14 protein-coding genes are annotated in these 17,845 nt (G+C 71.4%); 13 read left to right on the forward strand and 1 reads right to left on the reverse strand.

Annotated features, from left to right (window positions below; genetic code table 11):
• Nucleotides 1-318: 318 nt before the first annotated feature.
• The 4 genes from ACOTKD_RS17865 to ACOTKD_RS17880 all read left to right on the forward strand — a co-directional run bounded on the left by ACOTKD_RS17865 (nt 319) and on the right by ACOTKD_RS17880 (nt 2,771).
• Nucleotides 319-750 carry a hypothetical protein gene (locus ACOTKD_RS17865; protein ID WP_424889961.1) on the forward strand — a complete coding sequence of 144 codons (432 nt, stop codon included), beginning with the start codon at nt 319-321 and terminating at the stop codon, nt 748-750.
• Nucleotides 751-837: 87 nt separating this feature from the next.
• Nucleotides 838-1,065 carry a hypothetical protein gene (locus ACOTKD_RS17870; protein ID WP_424889962.1) on the forward strand — a complete coding sequence of 76 codons (228 nt, stop codon included), beginning with the start codon at nt 838-840 and terminating at the stop codon, nt 1,063-1,065.
• A 120-nt stretch (nt 1,066-1,185) separates the two neighbouring features.
• A complete protein-coding gene (locus ACOTKD_RS17875; RefSeq protein WP_424889963.1) occupies nt 1,186-1,593 on the forward strand; it encodes a YciI family protein in 408 nt (135 codons plus the stop codon).
• An 8-nt stretch (nt 1,594-1,601) separates the two neighbouring features.
• A complete protein-coding gene (locus ACOTKD_RS17880) occupies nt 1,602-2,771 on the forward strand; it encodes an RNA polymerase sigma factor (RefSeq protein WP_424890178.1) in 1,170 nt (389 codons plus the stop codon).
• A 22-nt stretch (nt 2,772-2,793) separates the two neighbouring features.
• Here the strand turns inward: ACOTKD_RS17880 and ACOTKD_RS17885 are convergent, their stop codons facing one another.
• Nucleotides 2,794-4,800 carry an ABC transporter family substrate-binding protein gene (locus tag ACOTKD_RS17885; protein ID WP_424889964.1) on the reverse strand — a complete coding sequence of 669 codons (2,007 nt, stop codon included), beginning with the start codon at nt 4,798-4,800 and terminating at the stop codon, nt 2,794-2,796.
• A gap of 348 nt (nt 4,801-5,148) precedes the next feature.
• On the opposite strand from ACOTKD_RS17885, the gene ACOTKD_RS17890 reads away from it, so the two are divergent.
• The 9 genes from ACOTKD_RS17890 to ACOTKD_RS17930 all read left to right on the forward strand — a co-directional run bounded on the left by ACOTKD_RS17890 (nt 5,149) and on the right by ACOTKD_RS17930 (nt 17,843).
• Nucleotides 5,149-5,433 (forward strand): hypothetical protein, encoded by a 285-nt coding sequence (locus ACOTKD_RS17890; protein ID WP_424889965.1) that lies wholly within the window; start codon nt 5,149-5,151, stop codon nt 5,431-5,433.
• Nucleotides 5,434-5,503: 70 nt separating this feature from the next.
• Complete coding sequence (locus tag ACOTKD_RS17895; protein WP_424889966.1) at nt 5,504-6,346, forward strand: hypothetical protein; 843 nt, start codon at nt 5,504-5,506, stop codon at nt 6,344-6,346.
• 51 nt (nt 6,347-6,397) lie between these two features.
• Nucleotides 6,398-8,338: a fumarate reductase/succinate dehydrogenase flavoprotein subunit gene (locus ACOTKD_RS17900; RefSeq protein ID WP_424889967.1), complete on the forward strand. Its 1,941-nt coding sequence runs from the start codon at nt 6,398-6,400 to the stop codon at nt 8,336-8,338.
• Nucleotides 8,335-9,099: a succinate dehydrogenase/fumarate reductase iron-sulfur subunit gene (locus ACOTKD_RS17905; RefSeq protein ID WP_424889968.1), complete on the forward strand. Its 765-nt coding sequence runs from the start codon at nt 8,335-8,337 to the stop codon at nt 9,097-9,099. Before ACOTKD_RS17900 ends, ACOTKD_RS17905 begins: the two co-directional genes overlap by 4 nt.
• Before the next feature lie 108 nt (nt 9,100-9,207).
• Entirely contained in the window at nt 9,208-11,190 is a 1,983-nt protein-coding gene (locus ACOTKD_RS17910) for a TPM domain-containing protein (protein ID WP_424889969.1), read from the forward strand.
• 578 nt (nt 11,191-11,768) lie between these two features.
• The gene (gene typA / locus ACOTKD_RS17915) at nt 11,769-13,673 is read left to right on the forward strand and encodes a translational GTPase TypA (RefSeq protein ID WP_424889970.1); all 1,905 of its coding nucleotides are present in this window, start codon (nt 11,769-11,771) and stop codon (nt 13,671-13,673) included.
• A 462-nt stretch (nt 13,674-14,135) separates the two neighbouring features.
• A complete protein-coding gene (locus ACOTKD_RS17920) occupies nt 14,136-15,773 on the forward strand; it encodes a peptide ABC transporter substrate-binding protein (RefSeq protein ID WP_424889971.1) in 1,638 nt (545 codons plus the stop codon).
• 184 nt (nt 15,774-15,957) lie between these two features.
• Entirely contained in the window at nt 15,958-16,881 is a 924-nt protein-coding gene (locus ACOTKD_RS17925) for an ABC transporter permease (protein WP_424889972.1), read from the forward strand.
• A 32-nt stretch (nt 16,882-16,913) separates the two neighbouring features.
• The gene (locus ACOTKD_RS17930) at nt 16,914-17,843 is read left to right on the forward strand and encodes an ABC transporter permease (protein WP_424889973.1); all 930 of its coding nucleotides are present in this window, start codon (nt 16,914-16,916) and stop codon (nt 17,841-17,843) included.
• The last annotated feature ends 2 nt before the right edge of the window (nt 17,844-17,845 follow it).

The following is a 17,845-nucleotide window of genomic DNA, read 5'->3' on the forward strand; positions in this document are numbered from 1 at the left end:
ATGAGAAGCGAAATGGTTGCTAAAAGAAATCAGCCGGCCAACGGATGCCGTTTTCAATTCCAATTCGAGCGGTCGGTTTCGGGCCTGCGGGGGTTCCCTTTTTCTGGCGTGACAAGGGTCACGCCGCGGGCGATGGAAGGCGATAATTGATAGGCATACGATCGTGGCGTCGCCGGGGCCGTTAATTTCCTGCCCGGCGGAGTCAATCGGAAAGTCGCAGGGGGCGGGGACGTGCCGTGCCGGATCAGGTGTGGAAATCTCTCCGGCACGTAATGAGGCCCCGCCCCCCTTGCGCGCGAACGCAAGGAAGAATTGTACGTGAACCGCAATGCGATGCGCATCAGCGCCGCCACGATCATTGCCGCCGTCGCCGTCGGAGTCGCCGGAACCGCCGCTGACGCCGCGACCTCCACGCCCGAGGCGCCCCGGGCGGGTGCCGCCGCCCTCTCCGAGCGCGCGGCCGCCCAGCTCCTCGCCGGAAACCTCCTGAAGTACGAGGGCAGCCGCTTCAACGCCCAGGACAAGGCGGAACTCCAGGCCATCGCATCGGGCGAATTCGCGGAGACGAGGGGTGCGCTCGGCGCCCTGGTCAAGGCCCTGAAGAAGGTGAAGGGCTTCTCCGGGGCCGTCGCCAAGAGCTACGGCGAGTTCAAGAAGTGGGCGGACGGCCTGCCCTGGTACATCAAGGGTCCGCTGGCCGCCGCCGGCCTCTACAGCAACCTCAACGACGTCTGGCAGCTGTTTCACTGACCCGTTCGGGCCGGCAACGTCCTGACCTGAGCCTGCCCCCGACGTACCCGCGCCGGGGGCTTCGGCCGAGACGACCTGGGAGTCATCATGACGCCTTCCGCGAGCGGTACACAGAAATCGAAGATCCCGGTTCTGCCGATCTGGGTCATGATGCCCGTCAGTTTTGCTGTGGCCTTTTATCTGGGCGAATCGTATGGCTTCGTGTGGTGGCAACGCGCACTCGGCGTCGGGATCGTTGCCTTTGTTCTTGAAGCGGCCAACCAGGCCGTACGGCGCGTAGCACGACGCAGCGGCAAGGCCGATCACCTGCTCTGACCAATCGTGGGCGCCCGGGCCCAAAAAATCTTGGGCGGCGATGTCGAGAAGCCGCGCCCCGCTCCGTCCCCGGGGTGAACGCGGCCACAATGGGTCGCACCCGCACCGAGGAGACGCACCATGGCCAAGTACCTGCTGCTCAAGCACTACCGCGGCGCCCCGGCTCCGGTGAACGACGTGCCCATGGATCAGTGGACGCCGGAGGAGGTCTCGGCGCACGTGCAGTACATGAACGACTTCGCGGCCCGGCTGGAGAAGAGCGGCGAGTTCGTCGACGGGCAGGCGCTCGCCCCCGAGGGAGCGTGGGTCCGGTACGACGGTGAGGGACGGCCGCCGGTCACCGACGGGCCGTTCGCCGAGACCAAGGACCTGATCGCCGGCTGGATGATCATCGACGTCGACAGTTACGAGCGCGCCGTCGAGCTGGCCGGGGAGCTGTCGGCCGCCCCCGGGGCGGGCGGGAAGCCGATCCACGAGTGGCTGGAGGTGCGCCCGTTCCTGGCCTGCCCGCCCACCATCACGGAGTGACCCCGTCCATGGACGAGGCCCTGCTCCGGAGCCTCACGCCGAGCGTGCTCGGCATCCTCGTCCGCCGCGGAGCCGACTTCGCGGCGGCCGAGGACGCCGTACAGGAGGCGCTGGTCGAGGCGGTCCGCGTCTGGCCGACGGACATACCGAGGGACCCCAAGGGCTGGCTCGTCACCGTGGCCTGGCGGCGGTTCCTCGACGCGGCCCGGGCGGACGCCTCCCGCCGCCGGCGGGAGGACCTCGTCGACGAGGAGCCCGCGCCCGGGCCCGCGCCCGCCGTGGACGACACGCTGCAGCTCTACTTCCTGTGCGCCCACCCCTCGCTGACGCCCTCGTCCGCCGTCGCGCTCACGCTGCGCGCCGTCGGCGGGCTCACCACCCGCCAGATCGCGCGGGCCTACCTGGTGCCCGAGGCGACCATGGCGCAAAGGATCAGCCGGGCCAAGCGCACGGTCTCGGGCGTTCGCCTCGACCGGCCCGGTGACGTCGCCACCGTGCTGCGCGTCCTCTACCTGGTCTTCAACGAGGGCTACTCCGGCGACGTCGACCTCGCCGCCGAGGCCATCCGGCTCACCCGGCAGCTCGCGGCCGTGATCGACCACCCCGAGGTGGCGGGGCTGCTCGCCCTCATGCTGCTCCACCACGCCCGGCGCGCCACCCGGACCGCGCCGGACGGCAGCCTGGTGCCGCTCGCCGAGCAGGACCGCGGCCGGTGGGACACGGCGCTGATCGCCGAGGGCGTCGGGATCCTGCAGGCGGCCCTCGCCCGCGACCGGCTGGGCGAGTTCCAGGCCCAGGCCGCCATCGCGGCCCTCCACGCCGACGCGCCCACCGCCGCGGAGACCGACTGGGCGCAGATCGTCGAGTGGTACGACGAGCTCGTGCGCCTGACCGGCAGCCCGGTCGTCCGGCTCAACCGCGCGGTGGCCGTCTGCGAGGCCGACGGCCCGCGCGCCGGGCTGGCCGCGCTCGCGGAACTGGACGACGCGAAGCCCGGCTCGAAGCCCGGCTCACTGCCCCGCCGCGCCGCGGTGGCCGCCTACCTCCATGAGCGCAACGGCGACCTGGCGACCGCGGCGCGGCTGTACGCCGAGGCCGCCCGCGAAGCACCCAGCCTCGCGGAGCGCGACCACCTGACGCGTCAGGCCGCCCGGCTCAACGCCCGCCGGTCCCGCTGACGGGTCCCCCGAACGGGCCGGCTCACTTACGCCGGAACCCGATGTCCTGGTAGCGCGGCGTCGCCAGACCGAACGCGCCGGCGTTGACCACCGTCTTCCTCGCCGCCACCAGCTGGGGGCGCTGGTACAGGGGGATCGAGCCGGCCAGGGACCAGATGCGGGCGTCCGCGCGGCTCGCCAGGTCGCGGGAGGCCTCCTCGTCGAGTTCCGTGGAGGCCTGGTCGAAGAGCTGGTCGATGCGGTCCGTGCCGACGCGGGTGTAGTTCTGCTCCACCACAAGAGAGCCGTCGGCCGCGGGCTGGGGCTTGGCGTAGAGGGGGCGGGCGTCGGTTGCGGGGTAGGGGGTGGCGGGCCAGGAGTAGAGGGCGAGGTCGTAGCTGCCGGCGGCGATGTGGTCCTTGAAGAAGCCGGCGTCGCCGACCTTGGTCACTTCGGTGCCGATGCCGACCGCGTCGAGGCGGCGGGCGATGCGGTCGGCCACGGACCGCAGCGAGTCCGTGCCGGCGCTCACCGGCACCACGAAGCGGAGGGTGAGCTTCTTGCCGTTCTTCATGCGGACCGGGGCGGCGGCCGCGCGGTTGCCGTCGGCGGCGGGCTTGCCGTCGGGGCCGGTGCCGTCGTCCAGGCTGTCGTCGGCGGCGAACGCCGCGTCGTCGGCGAGGGAGTCGGCGGCCTCCTCCGGGTCCGCGGAGTCGTCCGAGGGCACCGGGCCCGCCGCCGGCCCGGGCCGCAGCCCCAGCGTCCGGCCCGCCCCGGGCCGTCCGTCCGCCGCCGTCTTGCGGCCGTCGCCCTCGGCGCGCTTCCAGCCCGCCTCGGCGAGGAGGGCCTGGGCGGCCTTGGGGTCGGGGCCGCCGATGGCGTCGCTGTTGTCCTCGTAGCCCTCCTGGCCGGAGAGGAAGAGGTGGCTGCCGAGCGGGTCGACGGGCAGGCCCAGCGGGCCGAGGACGGACTTGGCGATGGCGCGGCGGTCGATGGCCCGGGCGACGGCCCGGCGGACGCGCTCGTCGGCGAGCGGGCCGCTCGCGCCGTTGAGGGCGAGCTGGGTGTACGCGGGCTCCAGGGACTTGCGGACGACGATGCCGCGCAGCGCGGCCGGGCGGGCGGCCGCGGCGGCCGGCGGCTTGTCGCCCCTGTCCTGCTTCGCGGGCTTGTTGGCGCTGGCGATGCGGCCGGCGTCGGCCGCGCCCACGTCGGCGAGGTCGAGCTTGCCGGCGGCCAGGGCCGCGGCCCGCTCGGTGCGCGGCAGGGCCCGGAGCACGAGCCGGTCGAGCTTGGCGGGCTCGCCCCACCACTTGGGGGAGCGGGCGAGGGTGAGCGTGCCCTGCTTCTCGTCGCGGTCGGCGACGCGGAAGGGGCCCGCGGAGAGCTTGAGGTCGTTGCGGGCGCCGTCGTTGAAGTCGTCCGCGCTGCCCGTGACGGCCTTGGGGTAGAGCGGGGTGAAGAGGGCGGGCCAGTCGGCGCAGCCGCGGGCGAAGGTGACCTTGACCTCGTGGTCGTCGGCGCCGCGCTCGACGTGGTCGATGCGGTCGTAGCCGGTGTTGTGGGCCGCCCAGTAGGCGCTGTCCTTGCCGCGCAGGGCCTTCCACTGGGCCTCGAAGTCGGCGGCGGTCAGCGGTTTGCCGTTGCTCCAGACGGCCCTGGGGTTGAGCTTGTAGACGACGACCTGGTGGGGCTCGCGCTGGACGACCTCGGCGGAGCGCAGGTAGTCGGGGTTGCGCTGCGGGCGGCCGCGCCCGTCGGTGGTGAAGAGGGAGGGCAGGACGGCCCCGGTGACCCGCTGCGTGGCGGAGTCGGCGTCGGTCTGGAAGGCGTTGAGGGTGCTGGGCAGGGCGTCGACGGCCCAGGTGAGGGTGCCGCCGTCGGCGACCCGGGGGCGGGCGGCGGCGCCGATGTCCTGCGGGGTGATGCGGCCGCCGCCGTCGTGGTCGCCGCCGCAGCCGCCGAGGAGGGGCAGCGGGAGCAGGAGCCCGGCGGCCAGCAGGGCGGCACGGCGGCGCGTACGGGACCGCGTGGGAGTGAGAGGGGCCATGCTGCTACCTCCGCAGGACTCACCGGACTCGTTCGGCGTAATGAGCCGCTGATCGCATCTACTGCTCACCACTGAATGCGACAGTCGGTCCGGCCGCGCGCCGACACGGCGCCGCCCGGGTGTACGCCACCCGCGTGGACGAACGATTCCGCGGCCCCCGGGCGGGCGGGCCGATTCCCGCGACCCTCATGAACGAACGTTTCTGCAGCCCCGCGGCGCGCGCCGCACCCGTTCCGGCGAAGGCGCGATCGCTATCTTCCCCCGGAGGGGTGTGACGCGCGACACTCTTGAGTCGCATCACCGTCGCCACCCGCAACCGCCGACTGCGGAAGTGAGGGTCAGACAGACATGTCCCTGCAAGACGAAGTGACCGCGGTCCAGCGCTGCCTGGACGATCTCGGCCGGGCGCTCGCACGGCTGGAGAAGCACCTGGGCAGCCAGGACCTCGAACTGCGCCGGGTGCGCACGGACGCCGCCCACCTGCGCGAGAGCGTCACCCTCCTGCGCTCCGTCCACCCCGGGGACCGGCTGCCCCCCGAGACGGTGCCGGTGCCCGACGCCCCGTACGACGCGTCCCTGTGGAAGGACGTTGACGACGAGGGGCTCGGCGCGCGGGACCGGCACGCGCCCTGACCGGCCCGGGCAGCGCGACAGCACCGGCTTCCTCCCCCTCCGTTCCTTCCGCTCCTCCCCGGAGTCCCTCTTGGCCACTGGTACCGACCCCCGATCCGCGACCGCCGCCGGGGTGCCCGCCCAGGGCGGGGTCCATCACCCCTCCCGGGCCGCGATCCCCGCACGCCACCTGCGCGCCGACCGCTGGTGGCTCGCGCCCGCGGCGACCGCCGCAGGCCTGTTCGCCTTCGTCGTCTACTCCACCTGGCGGGCCTTCGCGGGCGACGACTACTACGCGGCGCCCTACGTCTCCCCGTTCTACTCGCCCTGCATCGCGCAGAACTGCGTCCCGATGAAGGGCGGCGCCGACTGGCACGTCTTCGGCGCCTGGTGGGGCCTCTCGCCGGCCCTGCTGATCCTGATCTTCCCGCTGGGCTTCCGGCTGACCTGCTACTACTACCGCAAGGCCTACTACCGGGGCTTCTGGGCCTCGCCCCCGGCCTGCGCCGTCGCCGAGCCGCACGCGAAGTACACCGGCGAGACGCGCTTCCCGCTGATCCTGCAGAACATCCACCGCTACTTCTTCTACTTCGCGGTGATCGTCGCGGGCATCCTCACGTACGACACGGCGCTCGGCTTCCGCAACGCCCGCGGAGAATGGGGCCACATGGGCCTCGGCACCCTGGTGCTCCTCGCGAACATCGCGCTGATCTGGGCGTACACCCTCTCCTGCCACTCGTGCCGGCACATCGTCGGCGGCCGGATCCGCACCTTCTCCCGGCATCCCGTGCGCTACCGCATGTGGGGCTGGGTCAGTGCGCTCAACGCCCGCCACATGCAGCTCGCCTGGGCCTCGCTGATCAGCGTGGCGGCCGCCGACTTCTACGTCTACCTGGTGGCGAGCGGCGTGTTCGACGACCCGCGGTTCTTCTAGCCGGCCCGCTCCACCCCACGCCTTCACGCTCAAAAGGAGAGGTGCTTTCTGATGTCGCGTACGGCCCGAGAAGCCTGGGACGTGGTCGTGGTCGGCGCCGGCGGCGCCGGGCTGCGTGCCGCCATCGAGGCCCGCGAGCGGGGCATGCGCTGTGCGGTGATCTGCAAGTCGCTCTTCGGCAAGGCCCACACCGTGATGGCGGAGGGCGGCATCGCCGCGAGCATGGGCAACGTCAACGAGGGCGACAACTGGCAGGTCCACTTCCGCGACACCATGCGCGGCGGCAAGTTCCTCAACCACTGGCGGATGGCCGAGCTGCACGCCCGCGAGGCCCCCGACCGCGTCTGGGAGCTGGAGACCTGGGGCGCCGTCTTCGACCGCACCCGGGACGGGAAGATCTCGCAGCGCAACTTCGGCGGCCACGAGTACCCGCGGCTGGCGCACGTCGGCGACCGCACCGGCCTGGAGCTGATCCGCACCCTCCAGCAGAAGGTCGTCTCGCTGCAGCAGGAGGACCACCGCGAGACCGGCGACTACGAGTCCCGGCTCAAGGTCTTCCAGGAGTGCACGGTCACCCGCCTCCTGAAAGACGGCGACCGCATCGCGGGCGTCTTCGGCTACGACCGCGAGTCCGGCCGGTTCTTCGCCATGGAGTCCCCGGCCGTCGTGCTGGCCACCGGCGGGATCGGCAAGTCCTTCAAGGTGACGTCGAACTCCTGGGAGTACACCGGCGACGGGCACGCCCTCGCGCTGCTCGCCGGGGCGTCCCTGATCAACATGGAGTTCGTGCAGTTCCACCCGACGGGCATGGTCTGGCCGCCGTCCGTCAAGGGCATCCTGGTCACCGAGTCCGTCCGCGGCGACGGCGGCGTGCTGCGCAACAGCGACGGCCGGCGGTTCATGTTCGACTACGTCCCGGACGTCTTCAAGGAGAAGTACGCCGAGTCCGAGGCCGAGGGCGACCGCTGGTACCGGGACCCCGACAACAACCGCCGCCCGCCCGAGCTGCTCCCGCGCGACGAGGTCGCCCGCGCCATCAACTCCGAGGTCAAGGCGGGCCGCGGCTCCCCGCACGGCGGGGTCTTCCTCGACGTCTCGACCCGCCTCCCCGCCGAGGACATCAAGCGCAAACTGCCCTCCATGCACCACCAGTTCAAGGAGCTGGCGGACGTCGACATCACGGCCGAGCCGATGGAGGTCGGCCCCACCTGCCACTACGTGATGGGCGGCGTCGACGTCGACCCGGACACGGCCGCGGCGGTGGGCGTCCCCGGGCTGTTCGCGGCGGGCGAGGTCGCGGGCGGCATGCACGGCTCGAACCGGCTCGGCGGCAACTCCCTCTCCGACCTGCTCGTCTTCGGCCGGCGGGCCGGGCTGTACGCGGCCGAGCACGCCGCCTCCTTCCCCGGCGCGGGCCGGCCCGTCGTCTCCGAGGCCGACCTGGAGGCGGCGGAGGCGGAGGCGCTGCGCCCGTTCGGCGCGGAGGGCGGCGACACGGCCGTCTCCGAGGGGCCGGCCGAGAATCCGTACGCCCTGCACCAAGAGCTCCAGCAGGCCATGAACGACCTGGTCGGCATCATCCGCAAGGGCCCGGAGATGGAGGAGGCGCTGCGCCGGCTGACCGAGCTGCGGGCCCGCTCCCGGCGGGCCGGGGTGGAGGGCCACCGGCAGTTCAACCCCGGCTGGCACCTGGCGCTCGACCTGCGGAACATGCTGCTGGTCAGCGAGTGCGTGGCCCGGGCGGCGCTGGAGCGCACCGAGAGCCGCGGCGGCCACACCCGCGACGACCACCCGGCGATGGACCGGCGGTGGCGCCGGCTGAACCTGGTGTGCCGGCTCAACGGGGACAGCACGGAACCGGGCGCGGACCCGCTGCTGGGCCGGGTGCGCCTGGAGCGGCGCGAGATGCCGCCGATCCGTGACGACCTGCTCGCGCTCTTCGACAAGGAGGAGCTGGTGAAGTACCTGACGGACGAGGAGCTGACCTCTTGAGTTACGAGGCCCACTTCAAGGTGTGGCGGGGCGATGCGGACGGCGGCTCCCTCGTCGACTACACCGTGACCGTCAACGAGGGCGAGGTCGTCCTCGACATCATCCACCGGCTCCAGGCCACCGAGGCCGCCGATCTCGCCGTGCGCTGGAACTGCAAGGCGGGCAAGTGCGGTTCGTGCAGCGCGGAGATCAACGGCAGGCCGCGGCTGATGTGCATGACGCGGATGTCGCTGCTCGACCCGGCCGAGCCCGTCGTGGTCACCCCGATGCGGGCGTTCCCCGTGGTGCGGGACCTGGTGACGGACGTGTCCTTCAACTACGCCAAGGCCCGCGAGGTCCCCTCGTTCGTCCCGCCGGCCGGGGTCGGGCCCGGGGAGTACCGGATGCAGCAGGAGGACGTGGGGCGCTCCCAGGAGTTCCGCAAGTGCATCGAGTGCTTCCTGTGCCAGAACACCTGCCACGTGGTGCGGGACCACGAGGAGAACAAGCCGGTCTTCGCCGGGCCCCGCTTCCTGATGCGCGTGGCCGAGCTGGACATGCACCCGCTGGACGGGGCAGCCGAGGCGGGCATCGACCGCAAGCGCGGCGCGCAGGAGGAGCACGGGCTCGGCTACTGCAACATCACCAAGTGCTGCACGGAGGTCTGCCCGGAGCACATCAAGATCACCGACAATGCGCTGATCCCGCTGAAGGAGCGGGCCGTGGACCGGAAATACGATCCGCTGGTCTGGCTCGGGAGCAAGATCCGGCGCCGGACGTGAGCACCCCGCCCGGCGCGCGCCGGGCGCACGACGGAGCGTGAACACGCTCCGTATTCAACTCCTTGCTCCCAGTAGCGGAACGGGCATTGCCGCCATACGCTCACAAGTGTGACGCGGCTTTCGAGGCGGTACGGGACGGGGGCGCCGGGCTGGGCCATCGCCGGCGCCCTCCTCGCGCTGTGCGCCCTGCTGCTCCCGCTGCTTCCCGCGCCCCCCTCCCGCGCGGACACCCCCCTCGACCTCGACGCCGGCGGCCGCATCACCGACACCGTCGGCGCGCTCGGCCAGCGCCGCGCGCAGGTGATCACCGCGATCGAGCGCCTGCGCACCACCCAGCGCGTCCAGCTGTACGTCACCTACGTACGGGACTTCTCCGGCCGCTCCGGCCGCGCCTGGGCCGACGCCACCGCCGACCGCAACGGCCTCGGCGAGCGCGACGTCCTCCTCGCCGTCGCCACCCACGGCCGGCAGTACGCCGTCTCCGCCGACAAGCTCTCCGGCTTCCGCGCCGACCAGCTCAAGGCCGTCGCCGCCACCGCGATCGCGCCCGCCGTCGCCCAGCACGACTGGGCCGGGGCGGCCATCGGCGCCGCCGACGGCTACGGAGCCGTCCTCCGCGGCGAGCCCGTACGGCCCCCCGCGATCTCGCCCGGCAGTCCCGACCCCGGCGGCGAGGGCCTCGTCCCCGGCCACCGCCGGGTCTGGGCGCCCGTCGCCATGGGCGGCGCGCTCTGCCTCCTCGGCCTCTACCTGTGCGCCCGGCGCGCCTCCCGCAGGCGGCGCGCCGCGATGGCGCCCTCGCCGGAGCACGGGCCCGCGGCGGGCGCCCCGCCCGGCCCCGCGCGCATGGCCAGGCCCCTGACCCCGCTCCCCGAGCTCGACGCCGAGGCCGCCCGGGCCCTCGTCGAGACCGACGACGCCGTCCGCACCAGTGCCGAGGAACTCCACCTCGCCGCCGCCCAGTTGGGCGACGCCGCCGTCCGGCCCTTCGCCGAGGCCGTCGCCTACGCCCGAGGAGAGCTCGCGAACGCCTTCCGGCTGCGCCAGGCCCTCGACGACGCGCCCTACGAGGACGAGGAGATCCGCCGCCGCACGCTCGACGAGATCTGCTCGCACTGCACCAGCGCCAACCGGCGCCTCGACGCCGAATCCGAGTCCTTCGACGTGCTGCGCGGCCTCAGGACCAACGCGGCGGGCATCCTGGCCCGGGCCGAGGCCGCCGCGGAGGACCTCGCCCCGCGCGTCACCACCGCCGAGGGAGCGCTGCACGTCCTCGCCGGGCACTGCACCGCGACCGCCCTCGCCGCCGTCGCCCGCCACCCCGCCGAGGCCCGCGACCGGCTCTCCTTCGCCACGGCCGCCCTCGCCGAGGCCCGCCGCGCCCTCGCCGCCGGGGACGGCGACGCCGCCGCGATCTCGCTGCGCGCGGGCGAGGCCGCCCTGTCCCAGGCCCGGGTCCTCACCCTCGCCGCCCTGCGCCGCGCCCATGAGCTCAGCGGCGCCACCGCACGGCTGCCCGTCGCCCTCGCCGACGCCGAGGCGCGCGCCCCGCGCGGCAGTCCGCAGGCCCGCGCCCTCGCCTGCGCCCGCCGGGAGGTCGAGAGCGGGCGGTACGACCCGCGGGCCGTCCTGCGGCACGTGGAGGAGACGGCCGCGGCCCTGGACGCCGCGCCCGCCGCCGGCTCCGACGCCGGCCACGAGGACCGGGCCCGGGCGCGCGCCGAGCGGGCCCTGCGGCGGGTGCGGGGCGAGGTGGCCGCCGCGCGGGACTTCGTCACCACCCACCGGGGGGCCGTCGGGTGCCGGGCCCGCACGCGCCTCGCCGAGGCCGAACGGCACCTGGGGCTCGCGCGCGGCGCCCGCGACCTGCGCACCCTGCGCTCCGAGACCGGGCACGCGGACTCCCTGGCCCGGCAGGCCCGCGCCCTCGCCGAACACGACGTGGGCACGTACGGCACCCGGTACGACCCGGGCACCCCGCCCCCCACCCGTGCCCTCGGCGGCGCGCTCCTCGGCGGCATCATCCTGGCCGGCCTGCTGCCGGCGCGGTTCGGAGGCGGCGCGACCCGCGGCCGTCTGGCCGCGGGCTGAGCACGTACGGCTCCCCGTACCGGGGTCTTCCGCCGGACCCTCGGCGCGGGGGTTGCTCCCCCAGCTACCGCTCGGAGGTGCCCCAGCCGTGGCGGCGGGCTCAATTCCGGTTTCCGGCGAGTGCCGGCGCTCGTCTCCGCCGCCGCGGCGGGCACTTTGTGGCGGGCGTCGGCCCCTTTCTCCGCCGCCTGGGGGCACCTCCCGGCGGTAGCTGGGGGAGATCGCCGCCGCGGCGGGCATTTTCTGGCGGGCGCCGACCCCGCTCTTCTCCGCCGCCGCGGCGCGCGGCCACCGTGGCGGAATCCGGCGGTGCCCGGCCCGCAGGAGGCCGTCCGGCGCCGCCGGGCTCCCCGTCAGGGGTTCTCGCCGCCACCGCGGCGATCGGCCCTGCCACGGCAGGATCTCCCCCCGCCCGGAAGGGTAAAAGCCCAGGTCAGCGCCCCCACCACAGGCCTGCGGCAGCCGAACGCGGCGCGGGCCCGTACCATGGAAGTGGCCGCGGCGTGATTCTGCCCGGCGGGCGCGCGTGCCGGACCGTACGCGCCGCCATCCACGATTCCGGGAGAAGCGCCGCAAGTATGCCCACCCGCCACGACATTCGTAACGTCGCCATCGTCGCCCACGTCGACCACGGCAAGACGACCATCGTCGACGCCATGCTCAAGCAGGCCGGCGCCTTCGCCGCGCACCAGCTCGACTCCGTCGACGACCGCGTCATGGACTCGAACGACCTGGAGCGTGAGAAGGGCATCACGATCCTCGCCAAGAACACGGCGGTGAAGTACCACCCCAAGGACGGCGGGGACCCGATCACGATCAACATCATCGACACCCCCGGCCACGCCGACTTCGGTGGCGAGGTCGAGCGCGGTCTGTCGATGGTGGACGCGGTCGTGCTGCTGGTGGACGCCTCCGAGGGCCCGCTGCCGCAGACCCGCTTCGTGCTCCGCAAGGCGCTCCAGCAGCGGAAGCCGGTCATCCTCTGCATCAACAAGACGGACCGCCCGGACTCCCGCATCGACGAGGTCGTCAACGAGACGTACGACCTCTTCCTGGACCTGGACGCGGACGAGGACCAGATCGAGTTCCCGATCGTCTACGCCTGCGGCCGTGACGGCATCGCCTCGCTGACCAAGCCGGAGGACGGCACCGTCCCCGCGGACAGCACCAACCTGGAGCCGTTCTTCTCCACGATCCTGGAGCACGTCCCGGCCCCGTCGTACGAGGAGGACGCGCCGCTCCAGGCCCACGTCACCAACCTCGACGCCGACAACTTCCTCGGCCGCATCGCGCTGCTCCGCGTCGAGCAGGGCGAGCTGCGCAAGGGCCAGACGGTCGCGTGGATCAAGCGCGACGGTTCGATCTCCAACGTCCGCATCACCGAGCTGATGATGACCGAGGCGCTCACCCGCAAGCCCGCCGAGGTCGCCGGCCCCGGTGACATCTGCGCCGTCGCCGGCATCCCCGACATCATGATCGGCGAGACCCTGGCCGACCCGGAGAACCCGGTCGCGCTGCCCCTGATCACGGTCGACGAGCCCGCGATCTCCATGACCATCGGCACCAACACCTCGCCGCTGGTCGGCCGCGGCGGCACGGGCAAGGGCGCGGACGCCAAGTCCGCGGTCAAGGACCGCAAGGTCACCGCCCGCCAGGTCAAGGACCGTCTGGACCGCGAGCTGGTCGGTAACGTCTCGCTGCGCGTCCTGGACACCGAGCGCCCCGACGCCTGGGAGGTGCAGGGCCGCGGTGAGCTGGCGCTGGCCATCCTGGTCGAGCAGATGCGCCGCGAGGGCTTCGAGATGACCATCGGCAAGCCGCAGGTCGTCACGAAGGAGGTCGACGGCAAGACCCACGAGCCGGTCGAGCGCCTCACGGTCGACGTGCCCGAGGAGCACATGGGCGCGGTCACGCAGCTCATGGGCACCCGCAAGGGCCGCATGGACAACATGTCCAACCACGGCTCCGGCTGGGTCCGCATGGAGTTCGTCGTCCCGTCCCGCGGTCTGATCGGCTTCCGCACGGAGTTCCTGACGAACACCCGCGGCACCGGCATCGCCCACTCCATCCACGAGGGCCACGAGCCGTGGTTCGGCGAGCTGAAGACCCGTAACAACGGCTCCCTGGTCGCCGACCGCGCCGGTGCCGTCACCGCCTTCGCGATGACGAACCTGCAGGAGCGCGGTGTGCTCTTCACGGACCCGGGCACCGAGGTGTACGAGGGCATGATCGTCGGCGAGAACTCGCGCGCCGACGACATGGACGTGAACATCACCAAGGAGAAGAAGCTCACCAACATGCGCTCCTCCTCCGCCGACTCCTTCGAGGCGATCGTCCCGCCGCGCAAGCTGTCGCTGGAGCAGTCCCTGGAGTTCTGCCGCGACGACGAGTGCGTCGAGGTGACCCCGGAGGCCGTGCGCATCCGCAAGGTCGTCCTGGACCAGAAGGAGCGCGGCCGCACGGCTTCCCGTGCGAAGCGCTAAGCGCTGAGGGCTGACCACCCAAAAGCCCGAAGAATCCGAGAGGCCCGGTTCCGCCGCAGTTTTCCTGCGGCGGAACCGGGCCTCCGGCGTTTCCGAGTGACGCGGAATCAGTCAGTCCGTATTGATGCACGCCTGCAAAGGTTGTCCGGATAGCGGCCGGTGGACGCCGGAAGTTGTGTTAACAGTCCGTTTCGCGCCTGTCTGTCTGTGCTGGCTTTGTCCGGTTTTCGAACCTCTGAGGGGGCTCGATGTGACCAAAGCGAGACCCTTTAAGTGTGGTTTACAAGGCGGACGTACTTAATAGTTGGGTTCATTGAGCTCGGGTCAATGGGTCACGCGCTGTGGGGAGCGCCGACTCACGAGCACACTCGAGGTGCCGGTTCCGTCTCCGCTGTCAGGGGTGTCAGCGTGGGGCCGGCGCCTCTCTCGTAGTGAAAAGTGGACTCTTGAGGAGGCATACCCATGCGCGGTGCCAAGAGCGCCAAGTGGGTCGTGGGCGCGATAGTCGTGGCGATGGCCGCGACCGCCTGTGGCGGCGGCAGCAACGACAGCGGTAAGGGAGGCGGCGCGACCTTCCGGCTCGGCATCACCGAGCCGAAGTCGATCGATCCCGTCAACGCCCAGGAGTCCGAGGGCACGCTGGTGGCCCGTCAGCTCTTCGTGGGCCTCTACGACGTGAAGGACGACGGCACCCTCGCGCCGAAGCTGGCGGAGTCCGCCAAGCCGAACGACGCCGGTGACGAGTGGACCTTCCAGATCAAGAAGGACACCAAGTTCTCCAACGGCGAGCCGGTGAACGCCGAGGCGTTCATCCGCGGCTGGACCCGCGTCGCCACCAAGGCGTCCGCCTCCGACGTGGCCTACCACATGAACGGCATCGCCGGTTACAAGGAGCTCAACGGCGGTTCGAGCGACAAGTTCTCCGGCCTGTCCGCCGAGGGTGACTACACGCTCAAGGTCAAGCTCTCCGCCCCGGACTTCGAGTTCGACAAGAAGACCGCCCACCCGGCCTTCAGCCCGATGCCGAAGGTCGCCGGCGCCGGTGACAACAAGTCGTTCAACGACGCCCCCATCGGCAACGGCCCCTTCAAGATGTCGGGTTCGTGGGAGCACAACAAGAAGATCACCCTCGTCCGCAACGACGACTACGGTCTGACCAAGGCCAAGCTGGACAAGGTCGAGCTGTCGATCCTCAACCCGGCCAACGGCGTGACCCTGGAGTACAAGGGCTTCGAGTCGGGCCAGTTCGACTGGGCCCGCATGCCCGTCCCGCAGATGCCGGGCGCCAAGAAGAAGTACGAGCCCCAGGGCGAGTGGGTCAAGGCCGACGTCGCCGGCATCAACTACATCTCGCCGTTCAACGAGACCAGCCCGATGAACTCGGCCGACGCCCGTAAGGCCATCTCCTACGCGATCGACCGCGCGGAGATCGCCAAGGGTGTCTTCCAGGGTCTGCAGGAGCCGGCGACGGCCCTGCTGCCGCCGAACTTCAAGGAGGTCTACAAGGCCGACGTGTGCTCCTCCTGCGCCAAGCAGGACAAGGCGAAGGCCAAGGAGTACGCGGAGAAGGCCGGCCTCAAGCCGGGCGACACCCTCGACTTCGGCTACAACACCGGTGCCGGGCACGAGGAGTGGGTGCAGGCCGTCGCCAAGCAGGTCGAGGACGTGCTCGGTGTGAAGGTCAAGCTCAACGGCCTGCCGTTCAAGGAGGCCCTGGAGAAGCAGCAGGAGAAGGGCGCCAAGGGCATCTGGCGTCAGGCGTGGTCCGCCGACTACCCGACCGCCGACAACTTCTTCTCGCCGCTGCTCTCCACCGGCGGCATCAACCCGGACGCCAACGGCAAGGCGCTGGGCGACAACCGCGGCCGTTACAGCAACCCGAAGTTCGACGAGCTGCTGGTGAAGGCCCGTCAGACCAAGGACGCCGCCGAGCGCGCCAAGATCTACAACGAGGCCGAGAAGCTCGCGATCGACGAGGACCAGGCCGTCATCCCGACCTGGAAGCGCACCCAGTACCGCCTGGTGAACACCAAGAAGTTCACCGACGCGAAAATCGACTTCTACGAGGACCCGAACCTCGCCGAGATCGGCGTCAAGTAACCATCACCCTCCAGCCAGTCCCGTGAAGACCGTGGAGCCCCGAGCGACGGCTTGAGGCTCCGCGGCCTTCGCCTGCGGCACGTCCCGGCCCGTGCGGCCGGGGCGTGCGCGGCCGCCTCCCCACCTTCCCCCCTGGCGAGGCGACGGCGAACGCCCCACGGCGGCAGTAAGTCAAGGAGACATCGTGGGCAAATATGTGATCCGGCGGATCGGGCAGATGGTGGTCGTCCTCTTCGGCGCGACGCTCATCCTCTTCGCCTGTCTGTTCGTCCTCCCCGGAGACCCGGTCGGCTCGCTGGGCGGCGACAAGGCGCGTGACCCCGCCGTCGTCGAGCAACTGCGCGAGCGCTACGGCCTGGACAAGCCCCTTGCCGTGCAGTACGGCAACTACGTGACCAATCTGGTCAAGGGCGATCTCGGCGAGGACTACACCCAGCGGCGCCAGGTGACGGAGGTGCTCGGCCCGAAGCTGGGCAACACCGCCAAGCTGGCCGTGGCGGCGATCCTCATCGACGTGGTGATCGGCGTCCTCGCGGGCCTGGTGGCGGCCCTGTTCAGATACTCGTTCTGGGACGTCTTGGTCACCTTGCTCACGACCTTCGCCATCGGCTTCCCCAGCTTCGTCATCGGCATGGTCCTGCAGAGCACCTTCTCGGTGAACCTCGGCTGGTTCCCGCTGATCTCCGACGGCTCGTTCAACTCGATGATCATGCCGGCGTTCACGCTGGCCATCATCGACGCGGCCCTCGTCGCGCGGCTGATGCGCGGCACGATGCTGGAGGTGCTGCGCGCGGACTACGTCAAGACGGCCATCGCCAAGGGCCTTCCGCGCCGCACGGTGCTCCTCAAGCACGTCATGCGCAACTCGATCATCCCCGTGGTCACCTACATCGGCATCTCCTTCGGCGGCCTGCTCGGCGGCGCCCTCATCACCGAGGCGATCTTCAACTGGGACGGCATGGGCTACGCGCTGGTCACCTCGATCCAGCAGGGCAACAACCCGATCATCGTCGGCGTGGTCACCTACGGCGTCGCCGTCTTCGTCGTGCTCAACCTGCTGGTCGATCTGCTCTACGCGGTGCTCGACCCGCGGATCCGCCTCAGCTGACCGCCAGGTCACACCCGTTCTAGGAGTCACCCATGACTGAGCTCGCTAAGAGCGCCAAGGGGCCGGACGCCGCGACCGCACCGACCGCCGCCGCGAACAACACCGCCGAGCCCGCACCGGCCCGCATCACCCAGTGGGGCGAGATCCGCCACCGCTTCATGGCCAACAAGCTGGCCGTGGTCGGCCTCGTGCTGGTCGCCCTGCTCTTCATCGTCGCCGCCGCGGCGCCCCTGATCGCGACCCACGACCCGTACGCGCAGAACCTGTCCAACACGCTGCAGGAGCCCAGCGGCGAGCACTGGTTCGGCACCGACGCCCTGGGCCGCGACCAGTTCTCCCGCATCATCTACGGCAGCCGCATCGCCGTGATCGTCGGCCTGGCCTCGATCTTCCTGGCCTGTGTGATCGGCTGCATCCTCGGCGCCCTGTCCGGCTACTTCGGCAAGGCCGTCGACAGCGTCATCATGCGCATCGCCGACATCTTCTTCGCCTTCCCGCTGCTCATCGGCGCGATCGTGATCATCCTGGTGATGGGCCGCGGCGTGCTGCCCGTCATCGTCTCGCTGGCCGTCTTCAGCTGGGCCACGGTCGCCCGCCTGCTGCGCTCCAGCATCCTGTCCGTCCGCGAGATGGACTACGTGACGGCCGCGAAGGCCCTGGGCGCGAGCACCACCCGCATCATCCTGCGGCACATCATGCCCAACTCGATCGCGGCCGTGATGTCGTACGTGTCCTTCAGCGTCGGCACCGCCGTCGTGGCCGAGGCGTCGCTGTCCTTCCTCGGCATCGGCGTGAGCCCCGAGGTGCCGGAGTGGGGCAACATGATCTCCGCCGGCAAGGACTCCCTCGGCGTCAGCGACTTCCTGTGGGTCTACCCCAGCTCCGCGATCGTGCTGACGGTGCTCGGATTTGTCTTTGTCGGTGACGGGCTGCGCGACGCCCTCGACCCGAAGCTGCGTTGAGG

Source organism: Streptomyces sp. XH2 (assembly GCF_049725035.1).
Lineage (GTDB): Bacteria > Actinomycetota > Actinomycetes > Streptomycetales > Streptomycetaceae > Streptomyces > Streptomyces roseoverticillatus.

Bases quoted from the DNA above. Each gene is read 5' to 3' on its own strand.
- ACOTKD_RS17870 (WP_424889962.1), top strand. From the start codon at position 838: ATGACGCCTTCCGCGAGCGGTACACAGAAATCGAAGATCCCGGTTCTG.
- ACOTKD_RS17875 (WP_424889963.1), top strand. From the start codon at position 1,186: ATGGCCAAGTACCTGCTGCTCAAGCACTACCGCGGCGCCCCGGCTCCG.
- ACOTKD_RS17880 (WP_424890178.1), top strand. From the start codon at position 1,602: ATGGACGAGGCCCTGCTCCGGAGCCTCACGCCGAGCGTGCTCGGCATC.
- ACOTKD_RS17885 (WP_424889964.1), bottom strand. From the start codon at position 4,800: ATGGCCCCTCTCACTCCCACGCGGTCCCGTACGCGCCGCCGTGCCGCC.
- ACOTKD_RS17890 (WP_424889965.1), top strand. From the start codon at position 5,149: ATGTCCCTGCAAGACGAAGTGACCGCGGTCCAGCGCTGCCTGGACGAT.
- ACOTKD_RS17900 (WP_424889967.1), top strand. From the start codon at position 6,398: ATGTCGCGTACGGCCCGAGAAGCCTGGGACGTGGTCGTGGTCGGCGCC.
- typA (WP_424889970.1), top strand. From the start codon at position 11,769: ATGCCCACCCGCCACGACATTCGTAACGTCGCCATCGTCGCCCACGTC.
- ACOTKD_RS17920 (WP_424889971.1), top strand. From the start codon at position 14,136: ATGCGCGGTGCCAAGAGCGCCAAGTGGGTCGTGGGCGCGATAGTCGTG.
- ACOTKD_RS17930 (WP_424889973.1), top strand. From the start codon at position 16,914: ATGACTGAGCTCGCTAAGAGCGCCAAGGGGCCGGACGCCGCGACCGCA.